The 17,742-nt window shown below is 36.2% G+C and carries 18 protein-coding genes and 1 tRNA gene; all 19 read right to left on the bottom strand.

The window, feature by feature from the left end:
* Window positions 1-53: 53 nt before the first annotated feature.
* Window positions 54-127 (bottom strand) — tRNA-Asp (locus C7D53_RS20605).
* A 128-nt stretch (window positions 128-255) separates the two neighbouring features.
* Complete coding sequence (gene trxA, locus C7D53_RS20600; protein ID WP_027374941.1) at window positions 256-573, bottom strand: thioredoxin; 318 nt, start codon at window positions 571-573, stop codon at window positions 256-258.
* 84 nt (window positions 574-657) lie between these two features.
* Window positions 658-1,833, bottom strand: a complete 1,176-nt coding sequence (locus C7D53_RS20595; protein ID WP_106918270.1) for a cysteine desulfurase family protein — start codon at window positions 1,831-1,833, stop codon at window positions 658-660.
* Window positions 1,834-1,835: 2 nt separating this feature from the next.
* Window positions 1,836-2,309: a hypothetical protein gene (locus tag C7D53_RS20590; RefSeq protein ID WP_106918269.1), complete on the bottom strand. Its 474-nt coding sequence runs from the start codon at window positions 2,307-2,309 to the stop codon at window positions 1,836-1,838.
* 24 nt (window positions 2,310-2,333) lie between these two features.
* The gene (locus C7D53_RS20585) at window positions 2,334-2,921 is read right to left on the bottom strand and encodes an HAD family hydrolase (RefSeq protein WP_106918268.1); all 588 of its coding nucleotides are present in this window, start codon (window positions 2,919-2,921) and stop codon (window positions 2,334-2,336) included.
* 2 nt (window positions 2,922-2,923) lie between these two features.
* A complete protein-coding gene (locus C7D53_RS20580; protein WP_106918267.1) occupies window positions 2,924-3,649 on the bottom strand; it encodes an SDR family NAD(P)-dependent oxidoreductase in 726 nt (241 codons plus the stop codon).
* Window positions 3,649-4,968, bottom strand: a complete 1,320-nt coding sequence (locus tag C7D53_RS20575) for an FAD-binding oxidoreductase (protein WP_106918266.1) — start codon at window positions 4,966-4,968, stop codon at window positions 3,649-3,651. The genes C7D53_RS20580 and C7D53_RS20575 overlap by 1 nt, the downstream gene beginning before the upstream one ends.
* Entirely contained in the window at window positions 4,965-5,852 is an 888-nt protein-coding gene (locus tag C7D53_RS20570; RefSeq protein WP_106918265.1) for a decaprenyl-phosphate phosphoribosyltransferase, read from the bottom strand. The genes C7D53_RS20575 and C7D53_RS20570 overlap by 4 nt, the downstream gene beginning before the upstream one ends.
* Window positions 5,853-5,959: 107 nt before the next feature.
* A complete protein-coding gene (locus tag C7D53_RS20565) occupies window positions 5,960-6,649 on the bottom strand; it encodes an OmpA family protein (RefSeq protein ID WP_106918264.1) in 690 nt (229 codons plus the stop codon).
* A gap of 25 nt (window positions 6,650-6,674) precedes the next feature.
* Window positions 6,675-7,166: a lipocalin family protein gene (locus C7D53_RS20560; protein ID WP_106918263.1), complete on the bottom strand. Its 492-nt coding sequence runs from the start codon at window positions 7,164-7,166 to the stop codon at window positions 6,675-6,677.
* A 227-nt stretch (window positions 7,167-7,393) separates the two neighbouring features.
* A complete protein-coding gene (locus C7D53_RS20555; protein WP_106918262.1) occupies window positions 7,394-9,067 on the bottom strand; it encodes a S8 family serine peptidase in 1,674 nt (557 codons plus the stop codon).
* Between the two features lie 92 nt (window positions 9,068-9,159).
* A complete protein-coding gene (locus C7D53_RS20550) occupies window positions 9,160-9,783 on the bottom strand; it encodes a WbqC family protein (RefSeq protein ID WP_185126720.1) in 624 nt (207 codons plus the stop codon).
* 59 nt (window positions 9,784-9,842) lie between these two features.
* Entirely contained in the window at window positions 9,843-11,489 is a 1,647-nt protein-coding gene (gene lepB, locus C7D53_RS20545) for a signal peptidase I (RefSeq protein WP_106918261.1), read from the bottom strand.
* A 133-nt stretch (window positions 11,490-11,622) separates the two neighbouring features.
* The gene (dapB, locus tag C7D53_RS20540) at window positions 11,623-12,324 is read right to left on the bottom strand and encodes a 4-hydroxy-tetrahydrodipicolinate reductase (RefSeq protein WP_106918260.1); all 702 of its coding nucleotides are present in this window, start codon (window positions 12,322-12,324) and stop codon (window positions 11,623-11,625) included.
* Window positions 12,325-12,379: 55 nt separating this feature from the next.
* Window positions 12,380-13,021: a DUF5683 domain-containing protein gene (locus C7D53_RS20535; protein ID WP_106918259.1), complete on the bottom strand. Its 642-nt coding sequence runs from the start codon at window positions 13,019-13,021 to the stop codon at window positions 12,380-12,382.
* Complete coding sequence (locus C7D53_RS20530) at window positions 13,022-13,912, bottom strand: ParB/RepB/Spo0J family partition protein (protein WP_106918258.1); 891 nt, start codon at window positions 13,910-13,912, stop codon at window positions 13,022-13,024.
* A 69-nt stretch (window positions 13,913-13,981) separates the two neighbouring features.
* Window positions 13,982-14,755, bottom strand: coding sequence for a ParA family protein (locus C7D53_RS20525; RefSeq protein WP_002981269.1), 774 nt, complete (start codon window positions 14,753-14,755; stop codon window positions 13,982-13,984).
* A gap of 165 nt (window positions 14,756-14,920) precedes the next feature.
* Window positions 14,921-15,766: an energy transducer TonB gene (locus tag C7D53_RS20520; RefSeq protein WP_106918257.1), complete on the bottom strand. Its 846-nt coding sequence runs from the start codon at window positions 15,764-15,766 to the stop codon at window positions 14,921-14,923.
* 657 nt (window positions 15,767-16,423) lie between these two features.
* The gene (locus C7D53_RS20510) at window positions 16,424-17,710 is read right to left on the bottom strand and encodes an adenylosuccinate synthase (protein WP_106918255.1); all 1,287 of its coding nucleotides are present in this window, start codon (window positions 17,708-17,710) and stop codon (window positions 16,424-16,426) included.
* Between the last annotated feature and the right edge of the window lie 32 nt (window positions 17,711-17,742).

Raw genomic sequence — 17,742 nt, 5'->3', positions numbered from 1 at the left:
CTAACCAGCTGAACTACCGGATCAATTTTTTAAAGAAATTGATAAAACTTCTGCGATCCGGACGGGACTCGAACCCGCGACCTCCGCCGTGACAGGGCGGCATTCTAACCAACTGAACTACCGGATCTGATTTGTTAAAGAACTTCGTTTCTTTTTCGTGGTTGCAAAATTACACCTTTTTTTATTACCCGCAAATTATTTTCAAAAAAAAAGCCTCCCAATAACGGAAGGCGTTCATTATCACAATAGTTTTTTTTATAAGTGAGCGCTTAATTTTTCAGCGATTACCTCTTTTGGAGCTACACCTACTAACTTATCTACCACCTCTCCGTTCTTAAAAATAAGAACAGTAGGAATATTTCTGATACCATACTGCATTGAAATTTCCTGGTTGTTGTCTACATCCACTTTTCCTACTACTGCTTTTCCTTCAAAATCTGAAGCAACTTCTTCGATGATTGGTCCCAAAGTTCTACAAGGTCCACACCATACAGCCCAGAAGTCTACTAATACTGGTTTGTCTGATTTTAAAACTGTATCCTGGAATGAGCTGTCTGTAATTTCTAAAGCCATCTTGTTTCTTTTATTTTAATTAATATTATTTTCTTGTTTTTCCCATTGTTGAGTCTTCAAAATTACGATTTTTACATCATAAGACTATCTATGCTCAACATTAGTTTTTTCTATAGTGTAATCACTTGAAATTTCCTTTAGTGCATTCACCAATGCATCTATATCTGACTTTGTTGTCATATGGCTGAAAGAAATACGTAATGGTGTACAATGATCCATATCATCTTCTGAAAGCACCATCATCATAACCATTGATGGTTTGGATGCTCCGGAAGAACAGGCACTACCCTGAGAAATCGCAATTCCTTTCATATCCAGCTGAAGCCCTATCAATGGGTTTTTATAAGGCAATAAAGCGCTTAATACAGTATAAAGACTGTTTTCCTTTTCAGCACTTCTTCCGTTGAATTTTACCCCCTCTATTTCTGCTGACAGCCTTTCGATAGCGTAATCTTTGATCTCCTGCATATGATGGGTATATTCACTCATATGCTTCAATGAAAGTTCCAATGCTTTTCCAAGACCCACAATACCTGCAACGTTTTCAGTTCCTGCTCTAAGGCTTCTTTCCTGAGGGCCTCCTGTGATGATCCCTTTTAATCCGGTTGCTTTTCTGATAAAGGCAAAACCGGCTCCTTTCGGACCGTGAAATTTATGGGCACTGCATGAAGCAAAATCTACCGGAATATCGGACAGATCAAGATCCATATGAGCCATAGTCTGCACTGTATCTGAATGGAAAAGGGCATTATACTGCTTGCATAGCTCAGCTACTTTTTTAATATCGATAAGGTTTCCGATCTCATTATTGGCATGCATTAAGCTTACCAACGTCTTTTTATCTGAAGCCTTTAATAGTTCTTCTAATTTATTCAGGTCAATATCTCCTTTTTCATTTGGGCGGATGTAGTTTACTTCTACTCCTTTTCTGCTTTTCATATCCAAAATACTTTCAGAAACACATTTGTGTTCCAAAGGAGAACTTATGATTCTCTCTACCCCAAGATGTTCTACTGAGGATTTGATGATCATATTGTTGGATTCTGTTCCGCAAGAGGTGAAAATGATCTCAGCAGGAGTTACATGAAGATAGTCTGCAACCTGTCTTCTTACATTTTCAATAAGGATTTTTGCTTCCTGGCCAAAACTGTGGGTTGAAGACGGATTTCCGAAGTTCATTTTCATTGTACCAACCATTGCATCTATAACTTCATCTGCAAGCGGAGTGGTTGCGGCATTATCTAAATATATTTTATCCATTATTATTTTGAATATTTTAATTCTACGGAGGTAAACTGGTAATCTGCAGGAACAGCAAAAAGAAACCAAGGGTTGGAAAGTATCTGAATTTCCATTCCACCGGATGGTTCTCCTGCAGGAACTTCTACATACAGGACATTATTCTTTACAGATATGCTTTTAATTTCATTAATGGTATGGCTTCCTGATCTGAAACTTCCCAAGTTATATAAAACAACTTTTTTATTTTTAGGAAATTTAGGATAGTTGATGGCAGATTCTTTTCCCTCTTCTACAAAGTTAAAGCCTCCCTTTACAACCGTAAGGAATTCTTTTTCATCCTTAATGATTCTAAAGCCGCTTTCATTTGCTCCGCCTTGAGATTCAGAGGCAATAAGTTCTGCATTTTTCTGCATATCAGGCGATTTTTGTTGAGATGATGTTGCACTGGTACAGCTCATAAGCATGGCTGCACATGCAATTAACAGGCTTTTCATTTTTTACACTTTTATCACCCAAAATTAGTGAAAAAATTGGTAATGTCCCTCATTTGCCCATTTCAACATTGGCTTATCTCCGGAAGTATCACCAAATGCGATAATTTTATCATATCTGGAATCATTGATTTCTTCCTTTATTCTGACTAGTTTTTCCTTTCCGTTACAATTTTTACCGATAAAGTTTCCTGTGAAAACACCGTTTTTAAACTCTGCACGTGTAGAAACAAGCTGCATTTTCAGTTTATCGGCAAAAGGCTTTACCCAGATATCCAGGGAAGCCGTTACTAATAAACTTTGTGTATTATTCCTATCGATATTTTGTATAAAGTCTAAGGCATTTTCTCTTACAATCTTAGGATAATGCTGTTCAAAAAACTGCTTAGACTTCAATTCAATTTTTTCCTGGCTCTGCCCCTTAAGGATAGATCCGATAAAACTTTTCTTTACTTTTTCTGTTTCCGCCAGTTTAAGCTTCAAGAGAATGAAAAGAGGCACGTGTCTTAAAAATTGTATTCTATATTTTGTAGAATCATAGAATTTAAGATACATAAACATGGTATCCTTATACGTCAGGGTTCCGTCAAAATCAAAACAATACAATTTTTTCATTTTTAAAGCTTTAACTTTTTAAATATAAATTCAGGGATATTCCTGATAATCATCATAATAATACTCCAAATCGGCAATACATAGGCTACATCTTTTTGCTTTTTGAAAGCTTTGTAAATGCAGGCTGCAGCTTGTTTGGGAGTGGCTGTTAACTTAGGATTCAAAGGTAGTCCCTCTGTCATTTTGGTCGCCATAAATCCCGGTTTTATTGTCAGAACATGTACTTTTTTACTAAAAAGATAGTTTCTTAAACCACTTAGATATGCTGTAAAAGCGGCCTTTGCACTTCCATAAATGAAGTTACTCTGCCTTCCTCTATCCCCTGCCACTGATGAAAGACCGATGATTGTTCCCGATCTTCTGCTTTCAAATTTATGTGCAAAATAGTTCATTACCGGAATCAGCTTAGAGTAATTGATATTAATAATACGCTCTGTATTCTTATTATCATACAACCCTTCTTCTGTACCATCACCTAAATATCCTACGGCACAAAATAATACATTTGAATTGATATTATCAAATCTATTGTAATCAATTTCTTTCATCAGATCCAGTTCTATAACTTCGGACTGCTGTAGAAACTTCACATCAATATGCCTTGCAAATCTTTCTGTAGTTTCTTTATTTGATGTAAATAGATAGATTTTTTCAAATTTTTCTCCTTCCTGAAGTGTTTTTTCAACAAATGCCTGTGCTACTTCAGATGTACTTCCCAGAACTATCATTATGAGTTATTATTTATGATTCTTTTGTGCTGTAAAGACACAAATTTAGGATTTTGAATATTTTTCAGGTAATTGGTCAACGATGATCTGCTCATACTGTCTTTGGTAAGATAAATTCTTCCTCCAAATTCCTGAACAATGCTGTCTAATTGATCTACCAGCTTTTTTAGTTTTGAATTTACTTTAAAATCCAGAGCTAATGTGTATCCCTCAACCGGAAATGAGTTGTAGGCTTCCGGATTATGTTTTCCAAAAAGTTTTAAAACTGCCAGAAATGAACCATTCCCGCTATTGGCGATTGTTTCAAGGATTTTTTTCATCCCCTCTTTTCCTGCTTCTTTCGGAATAACCATCTGATACTGTATAAATCCTGACTTTCCATAGATTTTATTCCACTCATTAATGGCATCCAGAGGATAGAAGAACGTTTCATAATCAATAAAATTCTTTACCTCTTTTTTAGATTGTTTTTTATAGAATAACCAATTGAAAATTTTCACTGTTAATGCATTCAATACAAAACCAGGAAAATAGAATGGAATGGTAGGTTGTAATTTTTTCTTTAATCTTAAAGGAGTTTTTGCCATATTTTGTGGCAGTTCATGTTGAAAGGCATGCTCTCCTCTCATCAGAATACTTCTTCCGATGTTTTTTCCTTTTTGAAGACAATCAATCCATGCTACCGTATACGTCCAGCTTTCACTTTCATCAAACAGTTTAAAGATCTCGTCCAGGTTTTCTGCTTTGATACTTTCCTGACGAATGTATGCAGATTCTATGTTTTTAAGCTTAAATTTTGCAGTAAGAATAATCCCCGTAAGTCCCATCCCACCAATGGTGGCCCAAAATTTCCCGGAATTTTCTTCTCTTGAACAGGTAATGATTTCCCCGTTTTCCGTCATTAATTTAAATTCAATAACGTATTCTGAAAAGCAGCCTTCTGCGTGGTGGTTTTTTCCGTGAACATCAGAAGCGATGGCACCTCCTACAGAAATAAATTTTGTTCCAGGGGTTACATAAAGAAAATATCCCTGTGGAACAGATATTTCAAGTACATCCGAAAGCAGTACTCCAGACTCGCACTCAATAATTCCGTTTAAACGATCAAAACTGATGAATTTATTTAATTTTTTGGTGGAAAATATAGTCTCTCCCAATGAAGCATCACCATAGCATCTTCCGTTTCCTCGTGCTATAACCTCATTATGATTGAGTACAAACTCTTTTATTTTTTTGAAGCTGTCCTCAGATCTCATTTCTTTTTCCACTACCGGGAAATTGCCCCAGTTTGTAACTTTCTGTGTGAAATTCGGCTTCATTTCTTAAAGTAAATTTGAATTAAAAATGTGGCAACCCAAAGCAATAGGGTAACCTGTATATAACGATCTCTGTACACAATTTTTGTGGGAGATTCTGTTCTGTTGTAAACAAGTGTTTGTTGCAGGTACCTCAAAAGGGCAAAAACTACAAAAACCACCGTATAAAAAACCCTTTCATGGAATCTTGCCTGAACTTCCGGCGACAGGGTAAACATCAGGTAACATACAATGGCAAGCGTTATGGAAATAGACAGCGCAATATCTGCAAACTGAACATTATACCCATCTAATGCTTTTCTTGTTTTTCCCGAAACCTGAGCGTTGATAAGCTCACCTCTTCTTTTTCCAATGGCAAGTACCAACGCTAATACAAACGTAAGCAAGATCGCCCATTGTGAAATACTAATCCCGGTAATGTAACCACCTGCAAGAACCCGCAATACAAATCCTATGGCAATGATAAAGATATCAATGATAGGAACATGCTTCAGCCTGAATGTATAGGCCAGATTCATCACTACATAAAAAGCTATGATGGTACCAAACTTCCATAAGAACTGATGGTAATAAAGCTGAGCAATGAATACAAGCGCAATATCTGCAATGACCAGCCCGACAAGAATTCCGATCGCCCTGGATTTTGAGATTGCACCACTTGCCAACGGACGTCTTCTCTTCTCGGGATGTTTCCTGTCTGCTTCAATATCATTATAATCATTCAGAATATAAACGACACTCGCAGCTAACGAAAAGATGATAAAAGCAAAGATACTTTTGGTAAGAAGATCCAGGTTGGTGATGTTACCAGAAAAGAATAGAGGGACAAATACAAAAAGGTTTTTCACCCATTGCTCCACCCGGAGCAGTTTAAAATATTTCTTCATTTATGTTATTTCAATTACAAAAATAATAAATTCAAAATTGCCAGCCTAAAAATACAAAAAAAACCGCCGAGGCGGTCTTTTACGAAAATATTTATATGTTAAATTAATTACTGCCCTTGTTTGGCATCATTAATCATTTTCTCATTTGCAGTAATAGCGAATTCAACTCTTCTGTTTTTAGCTCTTCCTTCGTCTGTATCGTTGCTTGCAACCGGCATATTTTTACCTTCACCTTTTGTGAACATTCTGCTTCCGGCAATTCCTTTACCTACCAAATAAGCTTTTACAGCATCTGCTCTTCTTTGAGAAAGGGCAACGTTGTAAGCATCCTTACCTACGCTGTCTGTGTGACCATAGATGTTGATATTCGTATCAGGGTTGTTAATCAATACCTGAGCTAATTTTTCAAGGTTACCCTGAGCTACAGAAGTAAGGTTTGAAGAGTCAAAAGCAAAGTTTACAATACTTTCGTTCATTGTAACTTTAATACCATCTCCTACTCTCTCTACCTGAGCACCTGGTAAAGTTTCTTTAATATCTTTAGCCTGCTTATCCATTTTGTTACCGATAACGTTACCTGCAACACCACCGATAATACCTCCTAGTACAGCACCAATAGCACCATTTCCACCTCTACCTACATTGTTTCCAAGGATACCTCCTAATACTGCTCCTGATGCAACACCTACAGCGGTACCTCTTTGTTGGTGATTTGAATTTTGAACGGCTTCACAACTTGTCAATAATAATGCTGATGACAAGAAAAGAGCTCCTACGTATGTTTTAGTAAATTTCATTTTTTTTATCTTTTATGTTATTAAATTATTTCAGTCCAGCTCTTTCGAAGTTATAAACAACTTTTACACTTCCATTTTCAAATGGAACGTCTTGCTGAAGAGAGAATTGATCTGTACTTTGATTGATTACTCTTAGAGTATAACCTGCAGTATTTTGTTTTGCTTTTGTACCCTCCATAATTTTTTTAAACATAAACGTATCACCGTTTTTTATTTCAAATTTGATAGGTTGTGTAACGGCAGGGCAGCTTCCACCTCCATTTAAGGTATAGGCACCTGTCCAGTTATTAGGGATTAGTCTCCAGTGGCTTCCTACGAAACACTGAGCGTCAGCCCCTTCGTCAAAAGGTTTAATTTTATATCCTTTTTCGTAATCTACGCTCACAATCTGCCAATCTCCTTTTAATTTAAGAAATTCAGCTTTTTGATTTTGAGCTGTAGCTGCGTTATTCACAGAGGAACAAGACACTGCAAAAAGTGATGTTCCTAACATCCCTGCAAGTAGTAACTTTTTCATTTTGTTGTTTATTATTTTGTTACAATAAAGTTACAAAAAACCGTGCCAAAATTTCAATTTAAAAATAAAAAAGTCCGAAAAAATTCGGACTCCTTTATTAGGTATTTAAAAATGAATATTTTAAGAAATTTCCATTGGGTAACTTTTATACTGTTGCAGCGGCCTCCCATCCGAAACCTACACATTATTCAATTACGAAAATGGATACAATAAACATCTTTTAATAATTATTTTCTAACAGCTTTAGATGCTTTTTTTACAACAGGAGCTTTAGTTCCGTTATAAAAATTGTTATAGGCATATTCTGCGGCTTTTTTCACATCTATAACTCCTCCTGCTCCTGAGAAATCATTAAACCCGTTTGACTGGCTCAGGTTGCTTGATTTTTTCAATGCTTCAATAATCTGCACCGGCTTCAGGTTGGGCATATAGGCCAATAAAACAGCTGCTGCACCCGCTACCACCGGAGACGCCATTGAGGTTCCATCCAGGTATTCATATTGGCTTCCTTTAACGGTAGAATAAATTCTTTCTCCCGGCGCAAAAACATCAACCATCTTTTTATTATAGTTCGAGAAGCTTGCTCTTAAAGCATTGTTATCATTGGTACTTGCTCCAACCACAATCACATTATTGACAAAAGGTTTTTCATCAGTAACGTTTTTAAAATTTGTAGGATAAGCCAAATGTTCTGCTACATCTTCATTTTCATTTCCGGCAGCCTTTACTAAAAGAACGCCTTTATCTTCTGCATATTTGAAAGCATCCCAAACCACGTTTTTACCAGGAGAAACCGGTTTACCAAAACTCATATTCAGAACTTTTGCACCATTATCTACGGCATATCTTATAGCGTTGGCAACGTCTTTATCTCTTTCGTCACCATCTGGCACCGCTCTTACGGTCATGATTTTAGCCACCTTAGAGGCTATTCCATGCTGTATTTCCTTTCCTTGTGCAAGTCCTGCAATGATTCCCGCTACGTGTGTTCCGTGTTCGGCATCAGGGCCCTCATAGTGATTATTTCCGTAATTCTTTTCAGAATAATCGTCATAATTATCTCCTACAATTTCTTTTCTCGGATCGTATGAAAGGTCATATTGTTTTGCTGAAGGGGCGTAATGATCGATTGCTTCTTTCATTTGCTCTTTCATCAGTTTTTCAAATTCCGCAGATGATTTTCCTTTAAATTCAGGTCCTTGAGATACCTGTCCCAGAATTTCCAAAGCAATTGCATCTTTCTGTTCCGTAGGTTTCTTAATTGCTGAAATATTTTCTGCTGTCACGGATTTCCCTGCCAATAACTTTACCATATTCGGGATCAGGTCATTGATCATGGAATAGGTTTGGAAGTTTTGTTTTGCTTCGATGCTTTTCTTTGTGAAAAGCCCTTTTGCTTTCATATACATTGCAAATTCTTCCGGCATTTTGGCTTGATTTGCTTTGTTTTTAGCAGAATCATCTCCTTCGAAAATTGGCTGATATTTAGCAACAACTCTGGTCACTTCCATGTTATCAATACCAATATCTCCGTTCTTTCCACCTATAAAGTTCCAACCGTGGATATCATCAATATATCCGTTTCCATCGTCATCTTTACCGTTTCCGGGTACTTCATTAGGGTTCGTCCACATATTTTTCACCAATCCTGGGTGATCTACCTGTACTCCACTATCCAAAACCCCTACAACTACTGTTTTTGGCTTCAAACCTTTCGACTCGAGATATTTATATGCATTTTCTGTATTTACACCATACACTTTTGAAGTGGAAAAATCTTTGTGATACCACATCATCAGATCTTTATCTTCTTTCGGGTCAATACTTTTAGCTTTAGACTCTTGTGCAAAAGAGTAGCTAAAACCTGTCAAAAAAACTGCAGCTAATAATACCTTTTTCATATGTTGATATTTATTTTTATTATAAAGTCACATGCCATCGTCAAGGTCATCTGTTTTTATTTGCCAGAGAATCCGGTTACAACGATTTCATATTAATATGACTGTTTTATTTTCTTTATATAGGTAAGTGATTCGGGTCCTTTGTTACAAACAAGATCCAGAATCGATAAATCTTCCAAAAATCCTAACTTATCTGAGAAAGTCTGATAATAGTCTTCCATTTCAAATTCTGAGGACTTTTTTGCGGAGAATTTCTCTCTAAAATTGATCCCTTCAGGATTTTTGATATATTCTTCATTCAAAGAGTGTGCCTTTTCTGTTTTAAGTATCTGTTGGATTACTTCCAGCCCTTTAAGGTTAAAGTCTAAAAGAAACTTTTCTTTCAGGTCAAATATCTTTCTGAATTTATCTTCGTAGTATTCAAAATAAGGAGAACTCTGGTAGGCTGTTTTGATTGACTTCCAGTGAAGTCCTCTCCAATCTTCTCTGTAAGAGATTTCTATATCTTTCATCTCTCTTTTCCCATTATGATTCATAGGAATAATAAGAGATAGTTTTCCGTTGGCTCCATAGATATTCGCTCTGTTTCTATAGGTCTGTTTCGGAAAATTTTCAAACTGTTCAAATACAATTTCATTCTCAGGATTCAAAAATACTGAGAACCATGAGATTGGGGGCATATAAAATGCCGGCAATAATACATTCGTCATATTCATAATACAAAAATGAAGCATTTTTTCAAATACTTCATTCTATTTTAAGTTTAATTTTTCTATTAATTATCTTCAGTTTTTTCCTTTCTGAATAATTTCATGAAATAGTCCCAGCCGAAGAACAAGATCAAGATCATCGCTGCAATCCACCAGTAAGAGGTTTTATTGGACTCGCCTGTATTGGTTGCCTTAAACATTCTCTCCCAACGGATTTTCTTAGGGGCCTGATACGTTGAACTTGCATCCGGGAATATCCCCTGTACGCTCATCCATGTAAACATTGGTTTTCCTACAATATTTTCTTCAGGAACAAAACCAAAAAATCTTGCATCTAGAGAAGCATCTCTATTATCTCCAACCATCATGTAATAATCCTGTTGAATGGTATATTGATTAGCTTCTTTTCCGTTGATAAAGATTTTCCCGTTCTTTTTCTCTAAACTGTTGTGCTCATATTCAGAGATAATCCACTGATACATTGGAAGTGTTTCACTATTGATTGCAACAACATCTCCTTTCTTCGGAATTCTTACCGGACCATACCAATCCTGATTCCAAGGTTTATTGATCGGAAATATAGACTGTGTTGTATCAATTTTCGTTTTAGCTTCATCTTTATAGTATACGGCAGCTTCTCCTTTTACAGAAACATCCTCCTTGATATCAATAACCTGAGGAAGTTCTTTAATTTCTTTAGCTGTTTTATCGGTTAATCCCTGAAAAGCGTAAAGATAGCCTCCATTAGGCTGCTGTAACTCCTGAACCGGTAAAAATCCATAGGCTTTGTATAAAGTTGGGATATCCAACTGGTCTTCTGTAGTTACAAGATATCTGTGCTGTACTTCCTGGTCTCCTAAAACAGTTTCCGGCTTTCCGTTTACGAAAAGTCTTCCTCCTCTCATTTCAAAGCTATCTCCGGCAGCGGCAACACATCTTTTAACGTATGGATCTTTTCTGTCGATTGCTGTATGCACGGAATCCTGAGGATAGTTGAAAACCACCACATCATTTCTTTGTGGTTTATTGAATTGTAAGATTCTTGTATAAGGCATCTTTACCCCATCTACGTAGGACTTCGGATCATCTTTTGGATTTCCTTTCTGTCCGGTATCCATAATTGTTCCCTGAAGGAAAGGTATTGCTAAAGGACGCATTGGAAGTCTGTATCCGTAGCTCCATTTGTTTACAAAAAGGAAGTCACCTACCAATAATGTTCTTTCCATGGATCCTGTAGGAATCCCGAACGGCTGTGTTACAAAAACGTGGATAATGGTAGCAAAAACAACGGCAAAGGTAATAGAACCTAAGAACGTGTCTTTTTTCTTTTCATTTTTTTCTTCATCTGTAAGGAATAGGTCATTTGCATTTTCATCCTCCAATTCTACATCTTTAGAATAGTTTACAGTAGCCATATAAATAAATGGCAAGATTACTGTAAGGATTTGATCTTTGAAAAGAGACTTTCCAAATTTTTTCATTAAGTAAAGATGAAAAACAGACATCATGATTGGCCCTACAATCGGAAGATATGAAAGGATGGCCCACCATTTTGGATGCTTTGTTTCTTTTAAAACGATAAAATAGTTGTAGAAAGGTATAAATGCAAATAAAGGGCTATAGCCCATTTTCTTGAACAACTTCCAAGTTGAAATCCCCATTAATATTGATAAAATGAGGACATACACTGTATAAGTTAAAAAATAATTCATAAATTTTTGTGCCTATTCTTATGATATAAAATGATAAATGATGAGTAATAAATGATAACAGCGGGATGCTATTTATAATTCACTATTCATCATTCTCTGTAATTTGTCTGCAATTTACAGAATTTGTTACAAATTAAAGTCCCAAAACATCTTTCATTCCGAAGTTTCCTTTTTTATCTTTAATCCATTCTGCAGCAACTACAGCTCCTAGTGCAAAACCGTTTCTGTTGAAAGCAGTATGTTTGATCTCAATTTCATCCACTTCGCTTCTATAAAATACGCTGTGGGTTCCGGGTACCTCATCTTCACGAACGGCAAAAATTCCAAGTTGATCACCTTGGGTTTCTTCAAGCTTCCAAGCCTCAAATTTTGGGTTGTTATTGATAATTCCCTCAGCGATTGAAATTGCGGTTCCGCTTGGTGCATCTTTTTTATGAATGTGATGAATCTCTTCTAATTGGCAAGAATATTCATCTACATTTTTCATTATATCGGCAAGCTTTTCGTTTAAAGCAAAGAAAAGATTAACTCCTAAGCTAAAGTTTGAACCATATAGGAATGCTGTATCATTTTCTACCGCAAGTTTTTCTATTTCATCTCTTTTATCAAGCCAGCCTGTAGTTCCACAGATAACAGGAATTTTATTTTCAAGACAAGCCTTGATATTATCAAATGCCACTTCCGGCAAAGAAAACTCGATAACAACATCGGGATTATTAAGATTTTCAGCAGTTGGGGTTTGCTTTAGGCGGGCAACTACTTCATGACCTCTTTTCTGTGCAATCTCATCTATGATCTTACCCATTTTCCCGTAACCAACTAATGCTATTTTCATATAATCTCTTATTTTTATTACTACCCAGATCTTTCAGTCTGATGTATTTATTATGTTAAAATCTATAACTTAAAACAAATCCTGTTTTTGGCGCATCATAACCATATTGATCCTGGATAACTGATGGCTTGAAAGTAAGATCCGGATCATGACGGCTTTCATAAAGATGGGCATCCACTACGGCATCCACTATATTTAAAATGTAGATTAACCCTGTAATGGCAACAGCATAGTCTCTCTGTCTTTTCGCTCTATCCTGTGCATTTCCTAACGCACGCTTGTCCAACCACGGATGGCTGTCTACGAATTCATTAGGCGTACCGTTAAGCTTAGCGATATAGTATTCGCGGTACTTTTTGTATTGACTGTCATTCCAGACTGCAATACCAACACCTGCTCCTACTGCTCCCCAAACAATGGGAATCTTCCAGTATTTTTTATTATAAAACTGTCCCAATCCAGGAAAAACTGCTGAATACAGTCCAGCTCTTGTAGGATTTAGCTTTATGGTTTTTCTTGTGGGCCCGTTGGCATTCTCTAAGTCAGCAATGATCTTGGATTCTGTTTTTCCAGGTTTTAGCGCAGGAACATTCTCTTTCGGAGGTGTTTGTACCTGAACAGTATCAATAGGGGCTACAACTTGTGAATAAGCCAATACAGCGATACACAAGAAAAATGTGAAAAATATTTTCTTCATTTATTTAATATGGGATAAAATATATTCCAGCTCATCTTCATTTTTGAAGTCCAGAACAATTTTACCTTTTTTACCATTTCCAGAAGCCTTGATTTCCACTTTTACATCCAGGATGTCAGCGATGGTCTTCTGTGCTCTTTTATAGTTATTGGAAAGCTCGGCATTTACTTTTTTTGCAGCGGGAGATTTTGGATTTTTCAATGCAGCCGCGGCTTGTTCGGCCTGACGAACATTTAATTTTTCCTTGATGATAAGGTCAAATAAAACCTGTTGATCTTCCTCACTTTCAAGACTGATGATTGCTCTTCCATGTCCCGCAGAAATTTCACCACTTCGGATGGCATTCTGAATATCCGGATTTAACCTTAAAAGCCTTATGGAGTTGGTAATTGTACTTCTGTCTTTTCCAATTCTCTGACTCAGATTTTCCTGAGTAAGACCAATTTCTTCCAAAAGTCTATGATAAGTAAGGGCAATTTCGATAGCGTCAAGATCCTCTCTCTGAATATTCTCAACAAGAGCCATCTCAAGAAGTTCCTGATCGTTTACTAAACGGATATAAGCAGGAATAGTTGTTAAACCAGCAATTTTAGTTGCTCTGTAACGTCTTTCCCCGGATATAATCTCAAACTTCTCGCCATCTTTCCTTAGGGTAATTGGTTGAATTACTCCCAGATTTTTAATAGACTGTGCAAGTTCGTTTAATGCTTTTTCATCAAAATAAGTTCTCGGCTGCGTCGGGTTAGGATAAATATCTTCAAGCGCAACTTCTACTATATTTCCCACAAACTTATCTGCTCCCTCATCAGTAGCTGAATTGATAGTTGCTTTAGATTCTGCACTTAAAATGGCGCCCAAACCACGTCCCATAGCTCTTTTTTTGTCCTTCATAGATATAATTGATAAATGATGTTTAATAAATGATGACTAGCACTCACCTATTTCCCATTTATTATTAATTTAATTCTTTATTAAGTTTTCGTTCTTTAGAAGAACTTCTTCTGCTAACTGAATATACTGAACTGCACCTTTACTTTCGGCATCATAATTCAGGATACTTTCTCCGAAGCTTGGAGCTTCACTCAATCTTACATTTCTGCTGATTATTGTTTCAAAAACCATTTCCGGAAAGTGTAGGTTTACTTCTTCCACTACCTGATTAGACAATCTTAGTCTGCTGTCATACATGGTAAGAAGAAGTCCTTCTATTCCAAGGTCTTTATTATGGATCTTCTGAACATTCTTAACGGTATTCAAAAGTTTTCCAAGTCCTTCTAATGCAAAGTATTCGCACTGGATAGGGATAATTACAGAATCAGCTGCAGTAAGAGCGTTCACTGTAATAAGCCCTAAACTTGGTGCGCAATCGATAATGATATAATCATAGTCATCTCTCACACTAGCTAAAGCTTTTTTCAGCATATATTCACGGTCTTCTTTGTCTACCAGTTCGATTTCTGCTGCTACCAAGTCAATATGTGACGGGATAATATCCAGATTCGGAGTAGCCGTTCTTTTGATACAAACTCTTGTATCAGCACTATGCTCCAGTAGATTATATGTAGAATACTGAACATCTTCAACGCCTAATCCCGATGTGGCATTTGCCTGAGGGTCAGCGTCAATAATTAATATTCTTTTTTCCAATACTCCTAATGCTGCTGCTAAATTTACAGCGGTGGTAGTTTTACCAACACCTCCTTTTTGATTAGCAATACCTATGATTTTTGCCATTATTAGAACTTTAAGTTTCAAAAATACACTTTTTTCTTTGCTCTCGATGAGTGGCGAAAATCAAAATTGAGTTAAAGTATTGTTAATAAAGACTTTAACTGTTAAAAAAATTATCCACAAAAAAAAATCTTTGTGGATAACTTTAAAAAATCGTTTTTTTTGATATTAATTATCAAACTTCATAGAAATTGGAATTTTGAAGTAACTTCTTACAAATTCTCCTTTTTTGTTTTTGGCAGGAGTCCATTTTCCTTTGTTGGAAATTAATTTCACGGTTCTGATCGCCTCATTATTAAAATCGGCATTGTTTCCATTAGCTTTTACCCCTGATATTGTTCCGTCCATTTCTACGATAAAGGTTACCGTAGTTTTCATGACATCTCCTGATTCAAAACCAGAACTGTCGAAGTTACTCATCACTTTATTTCTAAAAGAGTCTATTCCTCCGCTAAAGTTGGCTTCTACGCTAAGTTCTGTTTCAATTTTTTTAGGATCTGTTTTTTCAATTATTGGCTCTATCTTCACAGTAGGCACCCCTTCACCTCCTATTACTCTTGGAACAATTTGAGTATAGGACGTTGTGTTTGTTTCTTCACCCTCTGATTTTTGCGTACTTGCAATAGCATTTGTCTTGTCTGCATCTTTTTTTTCATTGGTAACAACAGCTCTGGGTTCCGGCAATCTGTCATCATATGTTTTTAAAGCAGCTGGAGGAGTTACTGGTTTTACATTTTCTGCAGGCGGTATTACTTCTGGTGTATCTACATTTTGAACAACAAAGGGCCCTGAATCACAAACAGTAATTGTGTTGGTAATACTTGGTCCTTTTAATGCTGAAATTACAAATGGTGTAATTGATACGGCAGCCATTAAACTCGCTCCTATAAAAAGTGCTTTGGTTAAAATTCTATCTGATTCGTTTCTTAATGCATAGGCACCATATTCTTTGTTGCGGTGCTCAAAAAGAACTTCGTTGAATCGAAATTCTTGATTTTGGTTCAGGTGTTTCATCACTATTACTATTTAAACTGTTAAAAAAAGCGATTATTAGTTTTGTTAGTTCTTATCGATAAGCAATGAGTCAATATCAAAATATCTGCCATAATTTTATCAAAACAACATAATTTTACAAAAATTTATGACAAAGTTGAAAATTTAACATTTAAAACTTGAACACTTTCTTGAAGTTCGCATTATTTTTTAGAGGAATGAGAATACCACAATAAGCTTATAGCTGCTGAGTTTGAGAATATTGAATTATGTAAAAGCTACCAACAAGAGAGCCAGAGGAATTAATAATCCTAGTGAATTAATAATGATCAGAATAATTGAACTCTTTTTTACCTCTTTATAACTTTTTGCTGCAAAAAAAATAGCCGCTACAGTAAACACCAAACCACAGACAATAAATAGTTTGAATCTAAAATTACTGATTTGATCAAGAGGCATTTCATTGTATATAAATAGCAAAACTCCGTATGCTATTGTGAAAAGCAAGCTGATTAGGATATTGTTCAGCATACTATGAGATTTATTATTATCCTCCATTTGATTGAATTAATGGATTAAATATAGGCATTATCAACAACTATGAGAGATAATGGGTTGATTTATAAAAAAAGAGACCGTCAGTTGTGACGGTCTCTTTTATTTTATGTTCAAAGAATATTAGAATAATTCTTTTCTGATAATGTTTTGGCTTCTTTCCGGGCCTACAGAAACCAAATATACATTGATTCCTAAATACTTCTCGATAAATTCGATGTATTTCTGGGCGTTATCAGGAAGTTCTTCATAACTTCTTGCTTTCGTGATATCTTCTTCCCAACCTGGTAAATCCTGGTAGATTGGCTCGTAGTTATATAACTTTTCTGTTGACGAAGTGAAATAGTCGATAATTTTTCCGTCTTCAGTTTTATAATGAGTAACAATTTTAAGGTTTTCAATTCCTGTAAGAACGTCTAATTTTGTTATTACAAGATTATTGATCCCGTTAATCATACAAGCGTGCTTTAGAGAAACAAGGTCTAACCAACCTGTTCTTCTTGGCCTACCTGTAGTAGCTCCAAATTCACCACCAATTTGTCTGATTTTTTCTCCTAATTCGTTATCCAGTTCAGATGGGAAAGGTCCGTTTCCAACTCTTGTACAGTAAGCTTTTGCTACACCGATCAAGTTTTGAAGTGAAGTTGGCGGAACTCCTGCTCCTGAACAAACTCCTCCTGTAGATGGAGAAGATGAAGTAACGTATGGGTAAGTACCGAAGTCGATATCAAGCATCAAAGCCTGAGCCCCTTCGAACAATACGTTCTTTCCTTCCTGGATTGCCTCGTTCAGTTCAAGTTCCGTATCAACGATTCTGTCCTGAAGCTGTTTTCCGATCTCTAAGAACTCATTGTAGATTTCTTCAACGTCTAAAACAGGCTTTCCGTAGTATTTTTCAAATAGAGAGTTTTTAACCTTAAGGTTTTTCTCAATTTTATCTCTTAAAATTTCAGGATTCAAAAGGTCAACCATTCTGATACCAACTCTTGCGATTTTATCTTCGTAGCAAGGTCCGATTCCTTTTTTGGTTGTTCCAATCTGAGTTCCTCCGTGTTCTTCTTCACGGTAAGTATCCAAAAGGATGTGGTAAGGCATGATGACATGCGCTCTTCTGCTGATAAAAATATGATCTGTTCTCAAGCCTTTGCTCTCAATTTGACCAACTTCTTTAATGAAAGATTTAGGGTTTACCACTACTCCGTTCGCAATGATACATTTCCCTTTGCATTGAAGAACTCCTGAAGGAAGAAGGTGTAAAACGAATTTCTCTTCACCCACATAAACCGTGTGACCAGCGTTGTCTCCACCTTGGAAACGTACTACATAGTCCGATTTTGCTGATAAAACATCCGTGATTTTTCCTTTGCCTTCATCTCCGTACTGAAGACCTACAACTACATAAGTTGACATAATGTACTTTTGTTTTTAGATTCATGCAAAAT

The organism is Chryseobacterium aurantiacum, from assembly GCF_003020585.1.
GTDB classification, from domain to species: domain Bacteria; phylum Bacteroidota; class Bacteroidia; order Flavobacteriales; family Weeksellaceae; genus Chryseobacterium; species Chryseobacterium aurantiacum.
The sequence above is the reverse complement of the archived record's forward strand: the minus strand, read 5'-3'. Positions and strand labels throughout refer to the sequence as shown.